We start from the raw sequence: 24114 nt of genomic DNA, 5'->3' as shown, positions 1-24114 counted from the left end.
TTCCCGTCGAAATGCCGGCGCTCGCTGCTACGCCGTTCTGATTACCCGCACGCGATTATAGGGATGGCGTGCCAATCTGAACGCCGGGATTACCGGTCATATCCAGCCGTGATTCGGCTGCCCAAATCTCCAGGACAGGCGTTGCGCCGCCCCAGCCAATCGACGCGCCACAATACCGTCGAGCGCGCTGTCGAAACTGCCCGCGGTTCCCATCGTCGCCAATACCAGCACTGCCGTCCCGGTGTGGTCGAACACCGGCGCGGCCAACGTATGGATACCGGGCACCGGCCTGTCGAGCGCATCGTCCATGCCTTGCTCGCGAATGCGTGCCAGCCTCGCGGCATAGGCGGTCTTTTCCTCTCGTAGCGCCTTTACTGGTGCGCCGGCCATCCGCACCGCTTCGTGTTGAAGCAGTCCGTCGAGGACATCTGCGGGCTGATGGGCGGCGAACACGCGGCCGATCGCGGTATTGACCAGCGACAGTACCGTACCGACGCGCAGGCTGACGTGCTGCGGCCGCGCCGATTCTTCGAGCCGTACTACGGTAGGCCCGAGCGGACCGAGCACCGCCATCGCGACACTGAGCCCGGTATCGACTGCCAGGCCGCGCACTTCCGGCTCGGCCTCGCGCACCGGCGACAGCCGCTGCAGCGCGATCAGCCCCAATTGCAGCGCCAGCGGTCCAGGCAGAAAACGCCCATCGGCATCGCGCTCGAGTACACCGGCTCGCACCAGGCTGACCAGATGCGGAAAGGCCTTGGCGGCAACCATGCCGGCGCCGCGTGCCAGTTCACTGAGCGCGAGCGGGCTGCCCGCACGCAGCAGCGCTCCGATCAGCTGGGCGCTGGCATCGAGCGCCTGAATGCCGCGCTGCGGCTTGCCTGCAGCCTCGTCGCTGGTTCCGATCGCGTTCGTCATGAGTCAGTCTTCTCCGCGCAGCGAATTTGCAACTTGCGCAGCCGTCGCCAGCAGGGCACGGGCCAGTTCGCCGCGCCAGGTGGTGTCGATGTTGGCCGTCGGCCCAATCGCGGTGAGCAACAGACGAAGGGCGCCCCTAGCGTCCCGTACGGGCGCGCACAGGCTGCTGACGCCGGGGCTCGGGATATCGATGCTGCGTGCGATGCCGCGGCTGCGCACCTCGTCGAGCTCGGCAAGAAACGCAGCGCGTGGGGGACGCGCCGGCAGCGCGTCGAACAGCGGCACCCATTGCGCTTGGTCCACGCAGGCGCAATACATGCGGCCGGTCGCGGTGGTGGCCAGCGACATCACGGTGCCGACATGCAGATTGACGTGCAGCGGCGCATTGCCGCGCTCGTAGCGGACGATGGTCGGACCCTGAGCACCGGGTACGCTGACGGCCACGCTGCAGCCGGTCCGTGCCGTCAGTTCGGCGACGAGGGGCACCGCCGCATGCAGGCCGGGATCCAGTTCCAGCCGCATCCGGGCCAGTTGCAGCGCCAGTGGGCCGGGCTCGAAGCGATCGTCGAGATGGTCGCGCTTGATCCAGCCCTGGCGCGTCAGCGAAACGAGATAAGGATGGGCCTGAGCCGGTGCAATGCCGACGGCCGTGGCGAGCTCCGCGGCCGATAGCGGCGCGCGCGCTTCCGCTAGCGCCTGCAGGAAGCGGCCGGCCACATCGACGCTCTGCACGCCGCGCTGTGTCTTTTCCTGTCCCGCCTGCCCTTCCTCGCCCATCGTCACCCTCCGAAAGGCTGGATATTAATCCAACGCCGCATGGAGACCGCGGCGGCGGCCTGCTGGGGCCCCACGCGGCCCGTGGCAGCGCGGCCGCCCCCGGACTGCCTCTGCGCTCTTTTTATTCTGTAGCAAACCATTTGGATATTGACTAACACAAGAACGTCTCCTACCATCCGTCTACCCCGACAACACCGTGCGCGGTTCGCGCCCGGCCAATCCAATAACGAAGGGGCGAGACAGTATTCGCGCGTTGTCACTTGCAATGCCGCCCGCTGCCGCGCCCCGTCACCCACGACGAGGCAAGCATGGCAAAAGCATTCGCATCGCAGGCCGACCTGGAAGCCAAAAAGGTCACCTTCACCCAGCTGTCCGAGAACGCCTACGCCTATACGGCCGAAGGCGACCCGAATTCGGGCGTGATCATCGGTGACGACGGCGTGCTGATCGTCGACACCACCGCGACGCCCGCGATGGCGCAAGACCTGATCGCCCGGATCCGCACGGTCACCGACAAGCCGATCAAGTACGTGGTGCTGTCGCACTATCACGCGGTGCGCGTGCTCGGCGCATCGGCGTATTTCGCCGAAGGCGCGCAGCAGATCATCGCCAGCCGCGGCACCTACGAAATGATCGTCGAGCGCGGCGAGGCCGACATGAAGTCGGAAATCGAGCGTTTTCCGCGGCTGTTCGCCGGCGTCGAAACGGTGCCGGGCCTGACGTGGCCGACGCTGGTGTTCGACAAGGAAATCACGCTGTTCCTGGGCAAGCTCGAAGTCCGCATCGCGCATCTCGGCTCGGGCCACACCAAGGGCGACACCGTGGTCTGGCTGCCGTCGCAGAAGGTGCTGTTCTCCGGAGACCTGGTCGAATACGAGGCCGCCTGCTATTGCGGCGACGCGCAGCTGGCCGAATGGCCCGCGACGCTGGACGCGCTGCAGGCGCTCGGTGCCGAAAAGCTCGTCCCGGGCCGCGGCCCGGCGCTGACCACGCCGCAGCAGGTACGCGAGGGCATCGCCTACACCAAGGACTTCGTCACCACGCTGTACCGCACCGGCCAGGAAGCGGTGGCGCAGAACATGGACCTGAAGGCCGCGATGGCGCATACGCGCAAGAACATGGACCCGAAGTTCGGCCATGTTTTCATCTACGAGCACTGCCTGCCGTTCGACGTGACGCGCGCCTATGACGAGGCGTCCGGCATCACGCATCCGCGCATCTGGACCGCCCAGCGCGACAAGGAAATGTGGGCCGCGCTGCAGGACTGACGGGGCAGGATCGGCATCCGAGATGGTGGAAGGAGACAACACGATGACGGTCGACTATCAACGATTGACCTTCGAATACCGGCCGTGCGCCGAGCAGTCAGCCGCCGGCGCGGTGCATCCCGTCGTGGTGGTGGGCGCCGGACCGGTGGGCCTGGCCACCGCGATCGATCTGGCGCAGCAAGGCATCCGCGTGGTGCTGCTCGATGACGATTGCACGCTGTCGACCGGCTCGCGCGCGATCTGCTTCGCCAAGCGCACGCTGGAAATCTTCGACCGGTTGGGCTGCGGCGACCGCATGGCCGACAAGGGCGTGCGCTGGAATCTCGGCAAGGTCTTCCTGCGCGACCAGATGGTCTATGCGTTCGACCTGCTGCCGGAGACCGGACATCGGCGGCCCGCCTTCATCAACCTGCAGCAGTACTACGTCGAAGGCTTCCTGCTCGAGCGCGCGCTCGAACTGCCTAACATCGAAATCCGCTGGAAGAACAAGGTAGTGGGCATCGAGCGTCGCGATGACGCGGGCGCGGACGGCACCGTCACGCTGGCGGTGGAAACGCCCGATGGTCCGTATGCGGTGACGGCGCGCTATGTCGTTGCCGCCGACGGCGCGCGCAGCCCGATGCGCAACCTGCTCGGCCTCGACAGCAAGGGCCGCACCTTCAAGGACCGCTTCCTGATCGCGGATATCCGCATGGAAGCCGGCTTTCCGAGCGAGCGCTGGTTCTGGTTCGACCCGCCCTTCCATCCCAATCAATCGGTGCTGCTGCATCGGCAGCCCGACAACGTCTGGCGCATCGATTTCCAGCTGGGCTGGGACGCCGATCCCGTGCTGGAGAAATCGCCGGAGCGCGTGATCCCCCGCGTGCAGGCGCTGCTCGGCCCGGATGCAAAGTTCGAACTCGAATGGGTCAGCGTCTATACGTTTTCGTGCCTGCGCATGGACAGCTTCCGGCATGGCAACGTGCTGTTCGCCGGCGATTCCGCGCACGGCGTGTCGCCGTTCGGCGCACGCGGCGCCAATAGCGGCGTGCAGGACGCCGACAACCTGGCATGGAAGCTCGCCCATGTCTTGCGCGGCGAGGCGCCGGAGGCGCTGCTCGACACCTACGCCAGCGAACGGGAATACGCGGCGGACGAGAACATCCGCAATTCGACGCGCTCCACCGACTTCATCACCCCGAAGAGCCAGGTAAGCCGTGTGTTTCGCGACGCCGTGCTGACGCTGGCGGCCAGGCATCCGTTTGCGCGGACGCTGGTCAATAGCGGGCGGCTGTCGGTGCCCAGCGTGTTGGCCTCGTCTGCGTTGAATACACCCGATATCGATGCCTTCGCGGGTGCGATGGTGCCTGGCGCACCGAGCGCCGATGCGCCGGTGCTTGTCGATGGTGCGCCGGAATGGCTGCTGTCGCGGCTCGATGGTGGATTCTGTTTGCTGGTCTACGGCAATCCGCAAACGCTCGATGCGGAAACCACAAAGCAGATCGCCACATTGCGCGCCCTGTCAGGGTCGCCACGCCTGCTGTTCGTGTCGCCAGCCACCGACTCCGCTGCATCCACAGCTGACACCGCTGTGCTAGTCGATGCCGAAGGCGTGGTAGCCAAGCGCTACGACGCCGTGCCGGGCACCGCGTATTTGATTCGGCCGGACCAGCATGTCTGCGCGCGCTGGCGTGCCGTCGAGGCGGACCGCGTGATGGAGGCCATGGCGCGGGCTCAGGGCAAGCACCTGGCGGAATCTGCGATGGTCCGGCCCGCATCATCGGCACCAGCCGAAGCAGTCGCTGCCTGACGCGTCAGCAACCGGCATTGCGCCCCGCCTCACGCTTGTTCTCCCCCCTCCCCGCCTGCGGGAGAGGGGCGGGGGAGAGGGCAACCCACTCCCGCCAAACGACAACGCCAGGCCAAAGCGCAACAAGAAACCCCCCGGAGACCCCATGCCCCTGACCACCGAACCCAACCTGGCCCGGCCCGACGATTTCTACGAAGCGCTGATCGACATGCACCGCGATCTGGATGACGCCCAAAGTCAGGCCGCCAACGCCCGCCTGATCCTGCTGCTCGCCAACCATATCGGCGACCACGAGACGCTGCTGTCGGCATTGCGATCGGCACGCGAGGCGGAAACCGCCTCTGCCTGAATGGGCAGGTCGAGCCCCACCCCGCGCAATTCAACCGGCACACGACGAAGACCACTCCGGGCCCACGGTGCACAAGACACCGGCCCGTTAAGGGCGGCGCGATCCGCCCGTCTTTTTCCTCCTTCCTGCTTTACGGAGACAAAGCATGTCCCAACTCCACGCGGGCACCGCGACGCCCCCGCTCGCCCTCGCACACGAAGAAGACGCGCTGCATCAGAAGATCTGGATGCGGATCGTCCCCTTCCTGTTCGTCTGCTACGTCATCTCCTTCCTCGACCGCATCAATATCGGCTTCGCGCAATTACAGATGAAGCACGACCTCGGCTTCAGTGATGCGATGTACGGCCTTGGTGCCGCGGTGTTCTACGTCGGCTATGTGCTGTGCGAAGTGCCAAGCAATATGCTGCTCGCCCGCTTCGGCGCGCGGCGTACGTTCACGCGGATCATGCTGCTGTGGGGCGCCGTCTCGGTGGGAATGGCCTTCGTCTCCACGCCGGCGCAGTTCTATACGCTGCGTTTCCTGCTTGGCGTGTTCGAAGCCGGCTTCTTCCCCGGCATCGTGCTGTATATGACCTACTGGTTCCCGGCCCGCCGCCGCGCTGCGGTGATGGCGATCTTCTTCGCTGGCGTCGCCGTCGCCGGCGTGCTCGGCGGCCTGGTCTCCGGCTGGATCATGCGCGATATGGCTGGCGTGATGGGGCTGTTCGGCTGGCAATGGATGTTCGCGATCGAAGGTGCGCCCGCCGTGCTGCTCGGGCTGATTGCCGCCTGGTATCTGGTCGACAGCCCCGCCGATGCCAAATGGCTGACCGCTGGTGAAAAGGCGCTGCTGGCACGGCAACTCGAAGGCGAACAAGGCAGCCACGCCGCGCATACGCTCGGCGCCCTGCGCGAGGCGCTGCGCAATCCGAAGCTGTACGTCTTCGCGTTCATCTATTTTGCGCTGACGTGCGGCTCGCTGACGCTCAATTTCTGGATGCCGCTGATGATTCGGGATTTCGGCATTACGGATGTCGTGTCGATCAGCTTGTATAGCGTGATTCCCAATGCGGTCGGCGCTGTCGGCCTGATCCTCATTGCGCGGAATTCGGACCGCACTGGCGAGCGCCATCGCCATTTCCTGCTGTGCTGCTGCGGCGGCGCATTGGCCCTTGCGCTGCTGACACTGCGGCTGCCGCATTTCGGCGCGATGCTGGCGATCCTGTCCGTGGCAGCGGTGTTGATCTTCGCCGCGCTGCCGATCTTCTGGTCGTTGCCGCGCAGCTATTTGCCCGGGCATACCGCCGCAACCGGACTCGCGTTCATCAGCAGCGTTGGCATTACCAGCGGCATCGTGAGCCCCTGGGTCATTGGGCAAGTCAAGGTGCAGACCGGCAGCATGGACAATGCGCTGTATCTGTTGGCGGGATTGCTGGTGGCGGCCGGGATCGTCATGTGGAAAGCGGTGCCGAGGGATGCGGGGCAGTAATCGTCGCCAGTTCAGCCATTTCAAGGGGAATTGCCAACGCCGCTTCCGTCTTTGATATGGTTTCGACATGAGCAATGACTTATGCGTCCATTCCTGACAACGGCTCAGGGAACGCCGGAGGCAAGCACATGTACGTCATCATGGGCGGTACCGGACATGTTGGATCGGCGACAACGGAAGCGCTGCTCGCCCGCGGCCAGGCGGTCACCATCGTGACCCGCTCGGCCGCCCGTGCGGCCAAATGGCGCGACAAGGGCGCCGATATCGTCGAGGCCGATGTGGAAGACGTGGCGTCATTGCGCGCCGCGTTTCGACGAGGACGCCGGGCGTTCTTGCTCAATCCGCCCGCCGACACCAGCAAGGACACCGATGCGATCGAGCGGCACACGGTGGCCAACATCGTTGCCGCGCTCCAGGACTCGGGCCTGGAAAAGGTCGTCGCTGAATCCACCGGGAGCGCCCAGCCCGGCGAGCGCATCGGCGATCTGAGCGTCCTGTGGGAGCTCGAAGAAGGACTGCGCCGCCAACCGATACCCGCTGCGATCAATCGCGCCGCTTACTACATGAGCAATTGGGAGTGGCTGCTCGACTCGGTACGCAGCACGGGCAAGCTGCCGATGATGTTCCCTGCCGATCTACCGATACCCATGGTCGCGCCACGCGATCTGGGAGAAGCGGCAGCGGCCCGGCTGATGTCTCCGCTCGACGATGTTGGTGTCCGCTATGTCGAGGGGCCGCGTCGGTATTCCTCCAAGGACGTTGCGACTGCCTTCTCGCAGGCGCTCGGCCGACCCGTTGAAGTGGAAGTCGTGCCGCGGGACAAGTGGAAGGAGACGTTCCTGGGATTGGGGTTTTCGGAGGCTGCGGCCGATTCCTATGCCCGGATGACTGCGGCCACTGTGGACGGTGGATTCGATTTGCCGGAGGAGCCGCTGAAGGGCGGGACGGCGCTGGAGGAATATATCGGCAGTCTTGTGGCCAGTGGCAATAGCTAGGGCCACGCTCCTAGCGATGATCAGCTGGTTTCTTCCGACCTTTGTCGTAATGCCACTTGATGGCGAAGAACATGCCCGTGCCCAGCACGAGAACCTTGAAAACGATAAAGACGATAGGGAACCAATCCACCATTTTGAGCACTTCCTGGCTTTGACTTGACGCTATTTCGATCATAACACCGCTGTCGAAGCGCAAGCAGATATGAGCAACAAATCGGACTCGAGATGTCCGCGAAGGGACGCGAGCTTGCGCTGTCTATCCTCAGATCGAAAGCAAGCTTCGAGCGCGCGGCCCAGCTCGGCTGTTGGTCCGAGGCTTCTGCCATGGCGACCGCGTCGGTGCCCTCACAACAGCGATGCCGCGCAGATGACGACGAAATCCGACGCGCAAAGACCTCATGGCCAAACAGGCCCACCCTCCAGCCCTGCGGTTTCATGCAACCCACAAATCAGGTTCGCATTCTGCACCGCCTGCCCCGCAGCCCCGTTGCCAAGGTTGTCAACCACGCCCATCGCGATCACCAGGTTGCGCTCCGGGTCGGTCGCATAACTAACGAATGCGAGATTCGAGCCGGTAGGCCATATGGGCTGCGCCGCCAATCGATCCCCGCGGCGATCAATCGCGCCACTTATTACATGAGCAATTGGGATTGGCTGCACGATACGGTACGCAGCACGGGCAACCACCGACGATGCTCCCTGCCGATCTACCATTCCCATGGTCGCCCCCGCGATCTGGGAGAAGCGGCTCCCGCCCGGCTGATGTCTCCGCTCGACGGTATTAGCGTCCGCTATGTCGAGGGGCCGCGTCGGTAATTCATCGGAAGATGTTGCAACCACCTTTCCCCAGGCGCTTCGCCGGCCCGTTGAAGTTGAAGCCGTGCCGCGGGACAAGTGGAAGGAGACGCTTTTTGGGGGATGGGATTTTCGGATGCTGCTGCCGGCTCGTATGAGCGGATGACTGCGGTTAGTGTGGACAGTAGGTTTGGTTTGCCGGAGAAGTGGGCGAGGGGTGGATTGTTCCTGGAGAAGTACATCGGCGGTCTTGTGGCCAATAGCGATAAGTAGGATTGCGGCGGCCTACAAGCAACGATCCGGAACCTTGAAGGCCGATACATATGGAGCCCTCCGCCAGAGTGAGAGCGGCTTTGTTAAGACAGGTCCATGAAAAATATCCTTTAAGCGAGCGACGTTGCACCGTTGTGAGTCAACCGCTTACAATCGAGCGTCGCCCCCAATCGGAGCTTAACCAGGCCCGCGTTTAACGCAGGCTTTCGACGAGGTTTCCTCAGCCAATGTGCGCCATGTTGATTGTCGTTTGGCCGCTGCAGTACAGGAGAAAGACGAACGGGGGCGGCACCCTGGGCCAATGGAGGTAAATATTTTCGATCTTGAGGAAATAGGCGAGCGGCTTACGCGCACCGACGTGCCCATGTTTTCGCGCTCCGTTTTGGGAATCGAATACTCGAAGTTGGCGTCGATAATTTACCCGACACCGCCATATAAGCACTTCACCATTAAAAAGCGGGATGGTTCGTCGCGACATCTTGCCGAACCGCGGAGACGACTGAAAGACCTTCAGTACAAGGTGCTCGGATTCCTGACGGAGCGAATGACAGCACTGAAACCCGCCGTGCACGGGTTCGTGCCTAATCGCAGCATTGTGTCCAACGCCAATGCACACGCACACCGGAAGAATCACTTCATCCTCAATTTGGATCTGGAAGATTTCTTTCCCTCAATCACGTTTTACCGAGTTAGAGGGGTGCTAACTAGCCGCCCCTTTAATTTTTCCCATCAGGTCGCTACGGTCATCGCGCACATGTGCACGTTGCACGGGACGCTTCCTCAGGGTGCCCCAACGTCGCCTTTCCTGTCGAACCTCGTTTGCCGGACGATGGACCGGGATCTGACAGAGCTAGCCCGACGCAACCGCGCAACCTACACCCGGTACGCCGACGACATAACGTTCTCTTTCATCGTCCGCGCGCGCAGGGGCTTGCCATCGGCCATTTGCACGGCAGACGACGAGGGGCATCTTGCGCTTGGTGCCGAATTACAGGAACTCATCACCAACACACATCACTTCTCGATCAATGAGGCTAAGACCCGATTGAGTGACAGGCACCGACGGATGGAGGTCACTGGCCTGACGATCAACAAGTTCCCGAACGTGCGCCGGAAGTTCATCGATAGGATCCGTGGCGCCCTCAATGCGTGGGAGCGCAACGGCTATGCAGCCGCTCAAAAAGGTTGGCAGGACCGAATCGCCGCCTCTGCGTCCCATGCGTATGAGGAGAGGCCATGGAAGCGCCAGTATCGATCTGGCGGCACTGCAGAATTAAAGAACGTATTGTGGGGAAAATTGCTCTACCTGCGCATGGTCCGAGGGAAGGACGACTTGATCTATACGCGCCTCGCGGAACGCTACAACGCCCAGGTGCAAAAGGAACAGGAAGCCAAGCCGTTCACCGCATCTCTGCTCCCAGTCGAGCCGGTCGTGCGCGACCACGCCACTGCCTTGGAAGCGTGCTTCGTCGTCGAATGGTTTGGGGAGTATTGCAGCAGAGCCGGTGTAGTTGACGACATCCCGATGGGCCAAGGCACCGCTTTCGTCTATCGCGAACTGAATCTCCTCGTAACGTGTGATCACGTGTTCGAAGCATTCGCGAACGTGAACGGCCATTCGTTCAAAACAGACTACGAGGCGCAGGAAGTTATCAATAAAACGCTCAACCTGATTAGACCAGATACGCAGCAAAGATGGCCGGCCAAGATCCTTTATCGCAATGCGCAGTTGGATTTTGCGCTACTCGCGTTTGAGGATCCCGTCCCGCCGCATCGGTACTTCTCGCCCATGGACAACCCGATCGAGCGGCGCTCGGACGGCGTGCTCATTGGATTTCCGGATTGGAAGCAGTGGAACCTCCCAGATTTCAACGATCAGAAGGTTCTCAATCGGACCGAGCCCAATAAGGGCATGATCAGCTTTACAATCACTGGAGCGGGAAGCATTCGCCCGGGCAACAGTGGTGGGCCTTTTACGGACAATCGGCTCCGCGTAGCTGGTATGGCCCAACGAGGTGCCCATATGGGTTCAGGCCACGACGAATGCCTGTGCTTGGATATCATCAATAATTTGATCGCTAAGTACAAGGCAGCGCTCACTACTGTCGCGTCAACACCAACAACGTACGCCGTAGATTAAAAACAGTCGTTAAGCGGATAGCGGGCAAGGCGGGCCGTGATGGACCGGACAGCGAGCACCCCTTGGATGAGGTACCGAAACTCCCTTCCCTGCGGGAGTTACTCACGGATAGGTCAAGCGTGCCTGCCGCGTTCCGCGTACCCTTGAACAAGGGAAATCCCAAGGTCAGAAGCCGCCCTTGAAGCTCCAGCAGATATCGGTCGTCCAAACGACTCGGAATGTCCGCGGACAGACGCGAGCTTGGGCTCTTCCACCTCGCGATCAACAGCAAGCCTCGCGCTGAAACCTAACTCGGCTGTTAGTCCGAGCCCTCTGCCGTTCCAACCACGTCGCTGCCGCCCACCAATGTTGCAGCGAAGCGACGACTACGCAATCGGCCCCTGAAAAGACGTCACGGCCAAACAGGCCCACCATCCAGCCCCGCCGTTTCCGGCAGACCGCAGATCAGGTTCGCATTCTGCACCGCCTGACCCGCCGCGCCCTTGCCGAGGTTGTCGACCACGCCCATCGCGATCACCAGGTTGCGCTCCGGATCGGCCGCATAACTGACGAACGCGAGATTCGAGCCGGTGGCCCATTTGGTCTGCGGCGGCTTGTCGCTGACGCGGACGAACGCGCGTCCAGTGTAGAAGCGCCGGGCCGCGTCCAGACACTGGTCGGTGGTAGCGCGGCCGCGGCAGTAGATGGTGACGAGCACACCGCGAGTCATCGGCACCAGGTGGGGCGTGAACACCAGCCCTGCCGCACAGCCACCACTCAGACGCTCGATCGTCTTGGCGATCTCGGGCATGTGGACGTGCTTGAGCAAGCCGTAGGGCACGACGTTTTCGTTGCTCTCCGCGTAGCCGAACTTGCTGTCCGCCCCGCCCCGGCCGGCGCCGGAGATGCCGGTCTTGGCGTCAATCACAATGTTGCCGGGCTCGATCAGCCCGTTGGCCAACAGCGGTGCCAGCGCGGTCAGCGTCGCCGCGGGGAAGCAGCCAGGGTTGGCAACGCGGGTCTGCCCCTCGATCTGAGCCGGCCAGACGTCGGCGAGACCGTACGCCCAACCGTCGACGTAGCGGTGATCGCCGCCGATGTCGACGATCTTGACGTCCTTGGGAACGCGCGCCAGCGCGTCGGCCGACGACCCGGTCGGCAGCGACGCGAAGAGAACGTCGAGCTTCGGCAGGGTCGCAGGGTCCCACTTCTCGATCACCAACTCGGCAAGCTTGGCCGGCACACCGGGAAAGCGATCCACCAATCGACTGCCGGCGCTGCCCTCGCCCGCGGCGTAGACCAACTCGAAAGACGGGTGGCTCGCGATCAGGCGCATCGCCTCACCACCCCCAAAACCGCTGATTCCGACAATGCCGACGCGAATGCTCATGGTGGTGTCCTGCTGCTGGAGTGAGAGAACAAGTTGGGTTTTATCCCGGCCGCGTAAAGTCTAACCGACTCTCTCGGGATAACGTCCTCTCGGCAGTAATGAACGACCGATCCTGCGCTCTATCCATCTACTGGATTCTGGCGAACAGTAGATGGCGTCAAGCGCGGGAGATCGCCGATAAAAATTTACGAGCCAACCTTCAGCCGCCCGCCACGACCCAGGCCACCCTTGACCTCTTGCGCCTTGTAGTTGCGCAGCGAGATCACCATGTTGTTGTAGGCGTCCATAAATGCGGCGACAGTGGCCTTGCCTTCAGGCGTGCGGGAGAAACCGCCCAGGCCGCCGGCCGTATTGCCGCCAAACGCGCCGAGGGCAGCGCCAAAGTTCGTTGCCGTGGAGTTGCCTTCGGAGATGGAGACCTGCACGCCCGAGCGGATGTCGAACATGGTCAGTGTCACGACCGATGCCTTGCTTTGCATCGCACCGCCGACCAGTGCGCCGACGCTGCCAAAGAGGCCGCCCACACCAGCCGCCAGCTGGCCCGTGGAGTCGTTGTCGATGATGATGGCCGGCTCCATGTAGTAGTCGGCCGCTACGCGCTGTCCCTTCTGCTGGCGCGAGCCCGCGCGGAATTCACCGGAATTGCGTTGCTTGTCGGTAATGTTCGACAGCTTGCTTTCGGTGCGATTGTTGCCGATCGACGTGATCACGAAGCAGTTCGACTGCTGCACGGCCAGGCGGATCAGCGGCTCGATGGTCGTGACCTTGGTCGCTGCGCCAAAACCGGCAAACCACTCCTTGCCGCGGCCATCATCCACTGCCAGCGTGCCGAGCGGCGCGTCGCAGCGCTCCAGCGAAGCATTGGCGTTGACGCTGGTGGCACCACCCGCGGCGCCGGTGGCCGCGGTAGGCGCGGTGCCGGTGCTGATCAGACCGCCACCAGCAGTGGCGCAGCCAGCGAGAACCACGGACGCAGCCAGTGCGGCCACGCGCAAAGAAATATTCTTGGGCATGATAGGGCGTTCCTGTCGAGGAATTGACGAAAAAAATCCGGGTGGGATGACTTAGCGGTGATACCAGCCCGAAGGGCCCCAAACCCAGTAATACGGATAGCTGCTGTACCAGGCGAACCACGACGTGCGATAGGCCTCGCGGACCCGGTACGCGCTCTGTTCGTCTTTCTTGGCAGCCTGAGCCTGCGGAATCAAATCCTTGGCCTCCTTGCTGCCCTTGGCTGCGGCTCGCATCAGCCAAGCCTCGGCTTCGGCAGGGTCCGAACCCATTTCCTCAAAGCCCATCAGATAAATTCGGCCAAGCGCCAATTGCGCCTGCATATGTCCGTTGTCGCCGGCCCTGCGCAGCCATTCCAGCGCTTGATAGCTGTTGCGCTCGACGCCGTCGCCACGCAGCAGGCGCAGGCCCAGATCGTAGGCGGCGTCCGGATTCTTCTCGGCGACCTTCGCCAATGCCTCCATACGCGGATCCGCTTCGTTGGAGGCGAGCTGCGCCGTCGCTACGCGTCGATCCTGTTCGCTACAGGCGTTGCCGTCGCACAGGCGCACCGTGGACGAACGCGGAGCCAACTGGTCTTCCGGCGTTTGCGCGCATCCGGCAAAGCCGACCGTCGTGGCCAACAGCAAAGGAACAAGAACACGCATGGATGACCCCCCGAGGTCTGTCTTTTTTCGTTTTGTATTTGTTCGCCTTTTGAGAAGGCGTATGGATTGTATTTTCGGCGGGGAATATTTGCACCCAACCGCCGTAGGGGCGGAGGGCCCCTTTCATTGGAGACTGCTAGCGGAAAATGGCAGCCGCCAGTGATCAAGGGCGTGCTGCAGGCGCTGGAGGAAGGGGGCCTATGCCGCGCCCTTCCCCCGATCTATCGTCATCACTTGCGGACCAGGACGGATTCGTACTTTTTTCCGTTGATGAAGAATGCATACTCCATCGAGGCTCCGTCCAGTGCCGGCGCCAAAAGTCCATTGACCGAGATCTTGTGCGCTGGATGATCGAACAGATCACTGCGGTTAGCGTGCGCAAACATGGTGTAGTGAATTTCGTCGCCTTTCCAGGACACGGCATTAAATAGATGGGTCCAATCGTCACTCCGGTCGACATTCAGTTGGTAGCTGCCATCAGCTGCGCGCCTGACTTCGATCAGGACATCACCCTTCTCATTGGCCCATCGACCGAGATAACGGTCCATGCCAGGGCGGCCCGGGATCGTGGGGTCGGGTACGAAGTCCGAGGCAACGTAAGGTGCCCGCCTGAGCCGATCCTTCTCCCAGCGCTCATCGGGATCGCACAGCGGCGCGAGATCGGCGCCCTTCTCGTATTCCAGGTAGATTTGTTGATCGCCCACAGTCTGGCGCAGCACAAGAAACGCGTCAGTGACGAACACAATGTTCAGCGTTTGAGTTACCCCATCCCCCTCGTCGATGTGAATCGTTCGAGCACTCCGGTTTACAACGTAGCGACCGATCTCAGGCACTTCCTGAGCCATGGTGATGCAGTTGTACGGATACAAGCGGCTCTCACCGGCGCGGGTAAATTCAACGACGTTCGCGATACCGGCGCGCAGCGGACTCATTTTCCAGATTCCTGGGAGCTTGTCCGCCTCATCAGGCGTGCCGGAAACACCAATGCTGCCTTTGTTGGTACCGCAAGCCGCAAGTGCAAACGCGGCCAGCACTATGGCCAAACAGTGTCTCAATCTTCTACCCCTGCAAAATCCTGAATGCGGGAATGTGAATTCCCGCGGATCGTCATCGCCGGCCACCCGATCTCCACATCAACAGCGCGTGGCCGACCGTCCAAACAGATGACTTACTGGCTGCAGGTGCCCGGCTTTGCCATTTCAAGCTTGGCCACATCGGCCTTACCCTGCTCCTCGGGGATCAGCTCCAGATCCGCGCCGCTCACGAAGGCGCCGAGCTTGATGAACTGGCGGACGAAGTAGTTCTTGCCGGCTTCCATGGCGACTTCCAGGGCGTTTGGCGAGAACTCCGATTCCGTTTCGATCTTGTGCTTCTTGCCGCCTTCGACCTGCGTGTAGAAGAACACATCCGCGGCGCTTTCGCCGAGGCACTTGCCGTCGACCCAGATGTCCTTCTTCTGCGCCTTGCCGACGAAGCTGTTGCGGTAGACATAAAGGCCAGACTTGCCTGCGCTCGGAGCGCTGAATTGTTTGGCCTGGTCGGACTGCTCCTTGCTGGCCATGTCGACGGACGCGCAGCCGGTCAATACCAAGGTAGAGACGGCAAGGATAGTAATAATGCTGTGGTTGATCTTCATTTTATGAATCGTGGAAACAGAAATGGCAGAAGGCTAAGACGCAATAAACGCGAGAAATACGTTCTCGGTGATCGCGATGCTCCGCACTCTGCTACCACTTTCATCGGCCAGCGATCCATGCTTCTCCGGCTCGCATGCGCCGACCGATACCGACGTGATGGCGTCGCACGCGCAACCGGAACGCTTCCGGCTATCGACCACAGACGCTCATCACTGTACCCCCCTGTCGTTGGGTACTCAGGCATGCCAATGCGAAACAGCGCAGAAGATCACGACCAACAACCGTATGGAGAGCATGCCTTTGCACGCCGCAGGCGAGAAGGGATGAAGACGGTCTCTCCCTGTCCATGTAAAGAGGTAGCGCATCATTCCTGCATCGCTCCTCAGCGGCTATTTTCGGATCGTTAGCAGGAACCGCTGCAGTCGCAAGCGGACGTGCACTTGGGTCGGAAGCCGCCATCCATGCAACCTCGGCGACTGACAGTCGCGGGTAGTAAGCACGAGGAAAAACTCTCATGCGCCAAGGCGAAGGGAGGAGAAACTCTGCTACACGTTCATAGTGGTCTGGTATTCATATTTCGCGCCGAGAACCGCGGCAATCTCCCTAAGCGTGGCAGTAATGTTATCGGCGCGGGACGCTGGATGGTCAGACAAAATAAGGAAGCCACCCACGCCCCTGGATCGGTAACTCGTTTCAGACGGCCGGTTCCTGGCGGAAGCCTTGAACTGCAGCGTGACCGCGTAGTAGCCGTCGCCCTTGGCCGGAAGGACGTCGGTGAAGCGTATTGTGGAAATCGACCAGCAGCTGAAACGAAAGCTCTCGCCGCCGAACCGGAAGCCTGCCCATGCATAGTCCCGCGAGCGGAACACCACGAGCGCATCGTTCTGGTGGCTCGTCGCATCATGCCCGGCGGCGAGTTCCATGCTGGAAACCATCGCGGCATCAGAGCCATCACGGCCGGCCTCGACTTCAAGGTATTCGCTGATCGTTGCCCTCAGGTCTTCATAAAGCCGGCGGGTCGCATCATGCCGGCCTTCCGCCCCATCCATCAGCAGGAGCCGCTTGAAGCGGGCCTTCTCGCCGACTTGGAGTGGCACTGGGGTCCGTTGGCGTGGTGTCTCCTCAGTTGTAGCCGTGGCAACCACGCCGCTCATGCGGCCCGAAAGCCAGAACAGGAATACCGACTGAGCGACAAGCACCGCGATAAGCGTAGCCAGTCCAGCGAAGAAGCCGTGGCCAGATCCGACTTTCGACGCTGCGAGCGTGGCTGGGAGCAGATAGAGAAGCCAGAACATCCTTCGATCTTTTGTTTCTGCGGATTGTGGCGATTATGCCGTGCTTCCCTGCGCCGAAACGGAGATGCCGCCCCTATCCCCAAGCGCTCAATCGGCTCGCGTTCCAGATCGATCAAAACGAAGGGATCCGAAACGACGATCATCATCGAAAATCAGGTGACCTGCCGCGCCGGCCGGACTTCGACCCCGGTATCAGCCCCAAAACAAAAAAAGCCCCGGAGACTTCCGCCTCCGAGGCTTTTCCAACAGCAACCAATTCAAAAGCCGTTCAACTCAGTCCCAAGGGCTCGAGGCCAAGAACACACAACAACCTCAAACCCCAGCGACCAGATCAAACCCCCGCTATCAAACCGTCACCGTATCCGCCACCCCCTTGAAATCCTCGATCTGGTCGAAGTTCATGTAGCGGTAGATCTTGTCGCCATTGGCGTTCAGCACGCCCATGTCGGCCATGTATTCCTCCTTGTTCGGAATACGGCCGAGGCGCGAGCAGATGGCGGCCAGTTCGGCCGAGCCCAGATACACGTTGGTGTTCTTGCCCAGGCGGTTCGGGAAGTTGCGGGTCGAGGTCGACATCACGGTCGCGCCTTCGCGCACCTGGGCCTGGTTGCCCATGCACAGCGAGCAGCCCGGCATTTCGGTGCGCGCGCCGGCGGTGCCGAACACGCCGTAGTGGCCTTCCTCGGTCAGCTGCTTCTGGTCCATCTTGGTCGGCGGGGCGACCCACAGCTTGACCGGGATGTCGCGCTTGCCTTCCAGCAGCTTCGACGCGGCACGGAAGTGGCCGATGTTGGTCATGCAGCTGCCGATGAACACTTCGTCGATCTTGGCGCCGGCGACATCCGACAGCGTCTTCACATCGTCCGGGTCGTTCGGGCAGGCGACGATCGGCTCGTGCACGTCGGCCAGATCGATTTCGATCACGGCGGCGTACTCGGCGTCGGCGTCCGGCTCGAGCAGCTTCGGATCGGCCAGCCATGCTTCCATCGCCTTGATACGGCGCGACAGGCTGCGGGCATCCTGGTAGCCCTCGGCGATCATCCACTTCAGCAGCGTGATGTTGCTGTTGATGTATTCGATGATCGGTTCCTTGTTCAGGCGCACCGTGCAGCCGGCGGCCGAGCGCTCGGCCGAGGCGTCGGACAGTTCGAACGCTTGCTCGACCTTCAGATCGGGCAGGCCTTCGATTTCCAGGATGCGGCCGGAGAAGATGTTCTTCTTGCCTTGCTTGGCGACGGTCAGCAGGCCCTGCTTGATCGCGTACAGCGGAATCGCGTTGACCAGGTCACGCAGCGTGACGCCCGGCTGCATCTTGCCCTTGAAGCGGACCAGCACCGATTCCGGCATGTCCAGCGGCATCACGCCGGTGGCCGCGGCAAACGCCACCAGGCCCGAGCCGGCCGGGAAGCTGATGCCGATCGGGAAGCGGGTGTGCGAGTCGCCGCCGGTGCCGACCGTGTCCGGCAGCAGCATGCGGTTCAGCCACGAGTGGATGACGCCGTCGCCAGGGCGCAGCGAGATGCCGCCGCGGGTGCTGATGAATTGCGGCAGCGTGTGGTGCGTCTTGACGTCGACCGGCTTCGGATAGGCGGCGGTGTGGCAGAACGACTGCATCACCAGGTCGGCCGAGAAGCCGAGGCAGGCCAGGTCCTTCAGCTCGTCGCGGGTCATCGGGCCGGTGGTGTCCTGCGAGCCGACCGAGGTCATCTTCGGTTCGCAGTAGGTGCCCGGGCGGATGCCCTTGCCTTCCGGCAGGCCGCAGGCGCGGCCGACCATCTTCTGCGCCAGCGTGAAGCCCTTGCCGGTGTCGGCCGGGTTCTGCGGCAGGCGGAACAGCGTCGACGGGGCCAGGCCCAGCGCTTCGCGCGCCTTGGCGGTCAGGCCGCGGCCGATGATCAGCGGAATGCGGCCGCCGGCGCGCACTTCGTCGAACAGCACGTCGGACTTGACCTGGAATTCGGCGATGACTTCGCCATTCTTCAGTGCCTTGCCTTCATACGGGCGCAGCTCGATCACGTCGCCCATTTCCATCTTCGACACGTCGAGCTCGATCGGCAGCGCGCCGGCGTCTTCCATCGTGTTGTAGAAGATCGGAGCGATCTTGCCGCCCAGGCACACGCCGCCGAAGCGCTTGTTCGGCACGAACGGGATATCTTCGCCGGTGAACCACAGCACCGAGTTGGTGGCGGACTTGCGGCTCGAGCCGGTACCGACCACGTCGCCGACGTAGGCGACCAGGTGGCCCTTTTCCTTCAGCGTTTCGATGAACTTGACCGGACCGCGCTTGCCGTCTTCCTCGGGCTGGAACGCGGCGCCTTCGCGCTTGTTCTTCAGCATCGCGAGGGCGTGCAGCGGGATGTCGGGGCGGGTGGTGGCGTCCGGCGCCGGCGACAGGTCGTCGGTGTTGGTTTCGCCCGGGACCTTGAACACGGTCACGGTCAGGCTTTGCGGGACTTCCGGACGGCTGGTGAACCATTCGGCGTCGGCCCAGCTCTGCAGCACCGCGCGCGCGTTGGCGTTGCCCTTGTCGGCCTTTTCCTTGACGTCGTGGAAGGCGTCGAACATCAGCAGCGTCTTCTTCAGCGCGTCGGCGGCGACGGTGCCGACTTCGGCGTCGTCCAGCAGTTCGATCAGCGGCGAGATGTTGTAGCCGCCGAGCATCGTGCCGAGCAGTTCGGTGGCGCGGGCACGGTTGATCAGCGGGCAGGCTTCCTTGCCGAGGGCGACGGCGGCCAGGTACGAGGCCTTGACCTTGGCCGCATCGTCGACGCCGGCCGGCACGCGGTAGGTGATCAACTCCAGCAGCGTCTGCTCTTCACCCGCGGGCGGGTTCTTCAGCAGTTCGATCAGTTCGGCGGTCTGCTGCGCGGACAGCGGCAGCGGAGGGATGCCAAGCGCGGCGCGTTCGGCGACATGGGCGCGATAGTTTTCGAGCATGGGAACCTGCGGGGTGATAGAGGAATGAGGATTAAACAACACCGTTGTGGCTGCGATTGTACGCTCAACGTCGGTCCTGGGTCAAACGTCTTATATCTTATATAAGACTTAGGACGGACCGCCGTGCAACGGTGCGCCGCCGTTACCGGGTGTAACCGCCGTAAGTCGTTGGCAACAAAGGGAAACGGCGGGCCCCGGCGGCCTCGCCGCGCGGTACAACGGAGGCTGCCGAATCATGGGGAGAACGGTGTGAATGCAGGAATTTTTGCCCTGCGCCGAGGGCTGGCCGCGATGGCGATCTGCGGCGTAACGATGGTCGCCGGCCAGGTCCAGGCGCAGCCGGTCGAATCCGGCCCGATGACGGTGGCCGGCACGCTGGTGGTCAACGGACCGGTGACGGTGCAGGGGCCGGTCGAGGTCGACGGCCGCGTGCGGGTACGCGGGCCGGTGACCGGGCAGTGGTTCGAAACGGACGACGGTCCGTCGATGCGCGGGGCGCCCCAGCGTACCTTCAACGGTCCGCTGACCGTGCATGGGCCGTTGCGCGTGCAGGGCGACCTGATCGTCAACGGGCCGCTGGAAGCCGCCGGCCCGATCCGTGCCGCTCGGATCCGTGCCGACGGGCCGGCGCGGCAGCGGCAATACGGCGAGGACCGCCGCGGTTATCCGCCGCCGTACCAGCAGGGCTATCCGGACCAGCCCTACGACGGGCGGGGCTATGACGGGTACGGCTACGGGCGCTGAAAACGCCTGAGCACCCATCACGTCGTTCCCGCGGAGGCGGGAATCCAGCATCTTTGAGAGCCGCTGGGTCCCCGCCTTCGCGGGGACGACGAAGTGAATCAGTACGCGCCGAAGCGCCCGGGCGCCGCCCTACTCCGGCAACACCTCGAACGCCAGCACCTGGGTGATCTGCGTCGCGTTGAAGTTGTTGTCGGACACCAGCACCAGGCTGTCGCGGCCGTTGGGCAGCTTCGGGCCCCAGGCCATGCCCTCGATGTTGTCGACCGTCTTCAGTCCCAGCGTGTTCAGGTTCTGCACCAACCGTTTCTGCACCGGCACATAGCTGGCGCCTGCCAGCCGGTCCAGGCCGCGCACGTCGGTCGCGCCGCGGATATCGATCTGGTACAGCCGTACATAGGTGGTGAAGTTGCCGTCGGCGCCCTGCACCCCGGCGCGCTCGAGCGTCAGCAGCCGGTTGTCGTCGATCGCCAGGATCTCGGTCACGCCGTTGTCGGCGCTGCGTCCGGGGGCCGGGGCCGCCGGAATGGCGTCGAGCGGATAGACATACTGCGCCAGCACATTGCCGTTGCGGTCGTAGCGCAGCAGCCGGGACACCGAGCCGGACGACGGCGTCGGCAGCGCACCGTCCTGGTACAGCGGGCCTTCCATGCTGACCCACAGCGACTTGCCGTCGGCGGACAGCGACAGGCCTTCGAACGTCGCGTTATTGCGCGAGCCGGTTTCCTGCGTGGGCGACATCCGGAACGCCGCCGGCAGCGGCAGGGTGCCGGTCAGCAGACCGTCGAGGTTGGCCCGGGCCACGAATGGGTCGAGGCCGAGCGCGCGGTCGCCCTCGCTGGTCCACCACAGGCTGCGGGTCGACGGATCGAAGCGGATCGCCTCGGGATCGGGCACGACGCCGCCGGCGGTGCGATTGGGAAAGGCGCTGCCATCGGCCTGGCGCAGCGTGACGACGCCGGCGATCTGCACCGGCTGCAGGCGGGCCAGGTCATAGCTGAGCCGCGCGGTATAGAAGCGCGCCGCCTGCTTGTCCGAGCGGTCGTCCGAGACCAGATACCAGAGCTGGGACGCGGGATCGTAGTCGATGCCCGACAGGCCGCCGACCGTGGTGCCGCCGACCTGCAGGTCGTTGGCAAGCGTCTGCTCGCCGATCAGGCGGACCGATCCGACCGAGCGCCGCGGGCTGTCGTCATTGTCGTCGTCGCCTCCGCAGGCGGCGAGCAGCGCGGTCGACATCACCAGCGCGGCCAGGCCCAACAGGCGGAATCCGGTACGGGCAGCGGGCACGGCGGAGGAACGGAAGGCGGAAGGGACAGCGGAACGACGCATGCGCAGGCTCTCCAGGGAAGGAAATCCCGCGAGTCTGGCGCCTCGCAATGACCCGCCGATGACAAGCCGGCCGCCGCCCGCTCAAGTTCCGCCGCCCGCCAACGTTAACCCGTGAGATGACCGTCCGCTGCCGCCGACGGTCGCTCCCGCTCGACTCAAACGGCCAAGCTGAGCGGGTTTCCCCCTTTTTTTCGGCCCATTGCCCGCCACCGATTCACCCAGAATGGCGGGGCATTCCGATACAGGCATCTCATGGCGAAAACGCTCACGACTCCCCAGGCACCCAGCTCCAGCAAGCGCGGGGTGCTGATTCTCGCCGGTGTCGCGGTCGCGGCCGTGCTGGGCGCGGGAAGTTTCTTCCTCGGCAGCCTGCTGAACAACCGCGCACCCGCCGCGCCGGCCGCCCCCGTGGTTCCGGCGCCGATCTTCGTCGCGCTCGACGCCTTCACCGTCAACCTGAAGGGCGAGGACGGCGACCGCTTCCTGCACACCGGCCTGTCGGTCAAGGTGGCCGACACGCAGACGCAGGCTCGCATTGCCGAATACCTGCCCGAGGCGCGCAGCCGCATTCTGCTGCTGCTGTCGGCCAAGCAGCCGCCGGAGCTGTCGACCGTCGAGGGCAAGCAGAAGCTCGCCGAAGAAATCAAGCAGGCGCTGGCAAAGCCGTTCGCACCGGCGCTGCCGAGCCAACAGATCGTGGATGTCCTGTTCACTTCCTTCGTGGTGCAGTAAGCCCGTGCCCTGCCCCGCTTGCCAACCCGATATGAAGCCGACCACCCGACTCTCGCCCGCCGATGCGCACCTCGCGCGCGCCCAGGCCGGCGTGCGCGCGGCGCTTCTCTAATCCAGTCGTTCATTGGGGCAGGACACTAAATGGCTTACGACAAGTTCCTCTCGCAGGATGAAGTAGACGAGCTCCTCAAGGGCGTATCCGGCGAAGCCGAAACGCCCGAGGCCGCCGCGCCGGTCTCCGAAGATGGCGTGCGGCCCTACAACCTGGCGACCCAGGAGCGCATCGTCCGCGGCCGGCTGCATACGCTGGAGATCATCAACGAGCGTTTTGCGCGCCAGCTGCGCACCGCGCTGTTCAACTTCATCCGCCGCGGCGCGGATATCTCGGTCGGTTCGATCCGCATCGAGAAGTACGGCGAGTTCGTCCGCAACCTGCCGGTGCCGACCAACCTGAACCTGGTCCACATGAAGCCGCTGCGGGGCACCGCGCTGTTCGTGTTCGACCCGAATCTGGTGTTCCTGGTCGTCGACAACCTGTTCGGCGGCGACGGACGCTTCCATACCCGCGTCGAAGGCCGCGACTTCACGCAGACCGAGCAACGCATCATTCGCCGCATGCTGGATCTGGCGCTGGCCAGCTATGGCCACGCCTGGCAGGCGGTCCATCCGATCGAGTTCGAATACGTCCGCTCGGAGATGCACACCAAGTTCGCCAACATCGCGATCCCCAACGAGGTCGTGGTGACCACCGCCTTCCATATCGAACTGGGCGCGGTCGGCGGGCAGCTGCACGTCTGCTTCCCGTACTCGATGATCGAGCCGGTGCGCGATCTGCTGATGAATCCGCTGCAGGATGAAGTCGAGGTCGACAAGCGCTGGCTGCAGCAGCTGTCGCAACAGCTGCGCGCCGCCGAGGTGGAACTGGTGGCCGAATTCGCGCATCTGCGCAGCACCGTGGCAGAAGTGCTGGCGCTGCGCGCCGGCGACGTGCTGCCGATCGAGCTGCCCGAGAACGTGATCGGCAAGGTCGACGGCGTGCCGGTCATGCAGTGCAGCTACGGCACGATGAACGGCCAGTACGCGCTGCGAGTGCAGCGCATGTTCAATCATCAAGACAGCGATTCCAACAAGGAAACCGACCATGACTGACGGCAAAGAGGACAAGCCGGCCGATCCGATGGACGACTGGGCGAGCGCCCTGGCCGAGCAAACCAGCGCGACCGCTGCGCCTGAGCCCGCCGCCACGGTGGCGACGGCCACGCCCGCGGCCGCGACGGTCTTCCAGCCGCTGGAGCGCGAAGCGTCGAGCGGCTTCCACAACGATATCGAGATGATTCTCGATATCCCGGTGCAATTGACGGTCGAACTGGGCCGCACCAAGGTACCGATCAAGAGCCTGCTGCAACTGGCGCAAGGTTCGGTGGTCGAGCTCGACGGCCTGGCCGGCGAGCCGATGGACGTGCTGGTCAACGGCTATCTGATCGCGCAGGGCGAGGTGGTGGTGGTCAACGACAAGTTCGGCATCCGCCTGACCGACATCATCACGCCGTCCGAACGCATCCGGAAGCTGAACAAATGAAACCCGCTCGGGGCCGCGCCTTGCGGCCCGCGCCGGGCACGCGCTCGTACGCGGCCCGCTCG

21 protein-coding genes are annotated in these 24114 nt (G+C 63.3%); 10 read left to right on the top strand and 11 right to left on the bottom strand.

The window, feature by feature from the left end; genetic code table 11:
• Positions 1-96: 96 nt before the first annotated feature.
• Together B551_RS24200 and B551_RS24195 are read right to left on the bottom strand one after the other, a co-directional pair.
• Positions 97-918: an IclR family transcriptional regulator gene (locus tag B551_RS24200; RefSeq protein ID WP_006575989.1), complete on the bottom strand. Its 822-nt coding sequence runs from the start codon at positions 916-918 to the stop codon at positions 97-99.
• Between the two features lie 3 nt (positions 919-921).
• The gene (locus B551_RS24195) at positions 922-1695 is read right to left on the bottom strand and encodes an IclR family transcriptional regulator (protein WP_006575990.1); all 774 of its coding nucleotides are present in this window, start codon (positions 1693-1695) and stop codon (positions 922-924) included.
• A 308-nt stretch (positions 1696-2003) separates the two neighbouring features.
• Here B551_RS24195 and B551_RS24190 point away from each other — a divergent pair, with 308 nt between their 5' ends.
• The 5 genes from B551_RS24190 (at position 2004) to B551_RS24170 (ending at position 7564) form a co-directional block, all read left to right on the top strand.
• On the top strand, positions 2004-2963 hold the full coding sequence (locus B551_RS24190; protein WP_006575991.1) for an MBL fold metallo-hydrolase: 960 nt from the start codon (positions 2004-2006) through the stop codon (positions 2961-2963).
• Between the two features lie 43 nt (positions 2964-3006).
• The gene (locus B551_RS24185) at positions 3007-4752 is read left to right on the top strand and encodes an FAD-dependent oxidoreductase (RefSeq protein WP_043442656.1); all 1746 of its coding nucleotides are present in this window, start codon (positions 3007-3009) and stop codon (positions 4750-4752) included.
• A gap of 145 nt (positions 4753-4897) precedes the next feature.
• Entirely contained in the window at positions 4898-5101 is a 204-nt protein-coding gene (locus B551_RS24180) for a DUF2783 domain-containing protein (RefSeq protein WP_006575993.1), read from the top strand.
• Positions 5102-5246: 145 nt separating this feature from the next.
• The gene (locus B551_RS24175; protein WP_006575994.1) at positions 5247-6569 is read left to right on the top strand and encodes an MFS transporter; all 1323 of its coding nucleotides are present in this window, start codon (positions 5247-5249) and stop codon (positions 6567-6569) included.
• A gap of 128 nt (positions 6570-6697) precedes the next feature.
• Positions 6698-7564 carry an NmrA family NAD(P)-binding protein gene (locus B551_RS24170; protein WP_006575995.1) on the top strand — a complete coding sequence of 289 codons (867 nt, stop codon included), beginning with the start codon at positions 6698-6700 and terminating at the stop codon, positions 7562-7564.
• A 10-nt stretch (positions 7565-7574) separates the two neighbouring features.
• Here the strand turns inward: B551_RS24170 and B551_RS26360 are convergent, their stop codons facing one another.
• Entirely contained in the window at positions 7575-7760 is a 186-nt protein-coding gene (locus B551_RS26360; protein ID WP_157072103.1) for a hypothetical protein, read from the bottom strand.
• A 1173-nt stretch (positions 7761-8933) separates the two neighbouring features.
• Between B551_RS26360 and B551_RS24160 the strand changes: the two genes are divergently transcribed.
• Positions 8934-10772, top strand: a complete 1839-nt coding sequence (locus B551_RS24160; RefSeq protein WP_006575998.1) for a reverse transcriptase domain-containing protein — start codon at positions 8934-8936, stop codon at positions 10770-10772.
• Positions 10773-11163: 391 nt separating this feature from the next.
• Here the strand turns inward: B551_RS24160 and argC are convergent, their stop codons facing one another.
• From argC to acnB, 7 genes are all read right to left on the bottom strand, one after another.
• Positions 11164-12141, bottom strand: coding sequence for an N-acetyl-gamma-glutamyl-phosphate reductase (gene argC / locus B551_RS24155; protein ID WP_006575999.1), 978 nt, complete (start codon positions 12139-12141; stop codon positions 11164-11166).
• A 185-nt stretch (positions 12142-12326) separates the two neighbouring features.
• On the bottom strand, positions 12327-13154 hold the full coding sequence (locus tag B551_RS24150; RefSeq protein ID WP_006576000.1) for a hypothetical protein: 828 nt from the start codon (positions 13152-13154) through the stop codon (positions 12327-12329).
• 51 nt (positions 13155-13205) lie between these two features.
• Positions 13206-13799, bottom strand: a complete 594-nt coding sequence (locus B551_RS24145; protein WP_023265184.1) for a tetratricopeptide repeat protein — start codon at positions 13797-13799, stop codon at positions 13206-13208.
• A gap of 230 nt (positions 13800-14029) precedes the next feature.
• The gene (locus tag B551_RS24140) at positions 14030-14842 is read right to left on the bottom strand and encodes a hypothetical protein (protein ID WP_023265183.1); all 813 of its coding nucleotides are present in this window, start codon (positions 14840-14842) and stop codon (positions 14030-14032) included.
• 125 nt (positions 14843-14967) lie between these two features.
• The gene (locus B551_RS24135) at positions 14968-15435 is read right to left on the bottom strand and encodes a DUF2846 domain-containing protein (RefSeq protein ID WP_006576003.1); all 468 of its coding nucleotides are present in this window, start codon (positions 15433-15435) and stop codon (positions 14968-14970) included.
• Between the two features lie 546 nt (positions 15436-15981).
• Positions 15982-16731 (bottom strand): hypothetical protein, encoded by a 750-nt coding sequence (locus tag B551_RS24130; RefSeq protein ID WP_006576004.1) that lies wholly within the window; start codon positions 16729-16731, stop codon positions 15982-15984.
• Positions 16732-17076: 345 nt separating this feature from the next.
• Positions 17077-19668, bottom strand: coding sequence for a bifunctional aconitate hydratase 2/2-methylisocitrate dehydratase (gene acnB / locus B551_RS24125; protein WP_023265182.1), 2592 nt, complete (start codon positions 19666-19668; stop codon positions 17077-17079).
• A 249-nt stretch (positions 19669-19917) separates the two neighbouring features.
• Here acnB and B551_RS24120 point away from each other — a divergent pair, with 249 nt between their 5' ends.
• Positions 19918-20412 (top strand): hypothetical protein, encoded by a 495-nt coding sequence (locus B551_RS24120; protein WP_157072102.1) that lies wholly within the window; start codon positions 19918-19920, stop codon positions 20410-20412.
• A gap of 129 nt (positions 20413-20541) precedes the next feature.
• On the opposite strand, the gene B551_RS24115 is transcribed toward B551_RS24120, so the two are convergent.
• Positions 20542-21741, bottom strand: a complete 1200-nt coding sequence (locus B551_RS24115; RefSeq protein WP_083492734.1) for an esterase-like activity of phytase family protein — start codon at positions 21739-21741, stop codon at positions 20542-20544.
• A 252-nt stretch (positions 21742-21993) separates the two neighbouring features.
• Between B551_RS24115 and fliL the strand changes: the two genes are divergently transcribed.
• From fliL to fliN, 3 genes are all read left to right on the top strand, one after another.
• The gene (gene fliL / locus B551_RS24110; protein ID WP_023265181.1) at positions 21994-22473 is read left to right on the top strand and encodes a flagellar basal body-associated protein FliL; all 480 of its coding nucleotides are present in this window, start codon (positions 21994-21996) and stop codon (positions 22471-22473) included.
• 141 nt (positions 22474-22614) lie between these two features.
• On the top strand, positions 22615-23622 hold the full coding sequence (gene fliM, locus B551_RS24105) for a flagellar motor switch protein FliM (protein ID WP_006576008.1): 1008 nt from the start codon (positions 22615-22617) through the stop codon (positions 23620-23622).
• Positions 23615-24052, top strand: a complete 438-nt coding sequence (gene fliN, locus B551_RS24100; protein ID WP_006576009.1) for a flagellar motor switch protein FliN — start codon at positions 23615-23617, stop codon at positions 24050-24052. The genes fliM and fliN overlap by 8 nt, the downstream gene beginning before the upstream one ends.
• Positions 24053-24114 lie beyond the last annotated feature (62 nt).

The organism is Cupriavidus sp. HPC(L), assembly GCF_000307735.3.
GTDB lineage: Bacteria > Pseudomonadota > Gammaproteobacteria > Burkholderiales > Burkholderiaceae > Cupriavidus.
Note: the sequence above shows the minus strand (reverse complement) of the source record. Positions and strands in the feature narration are given on the sequence as shown.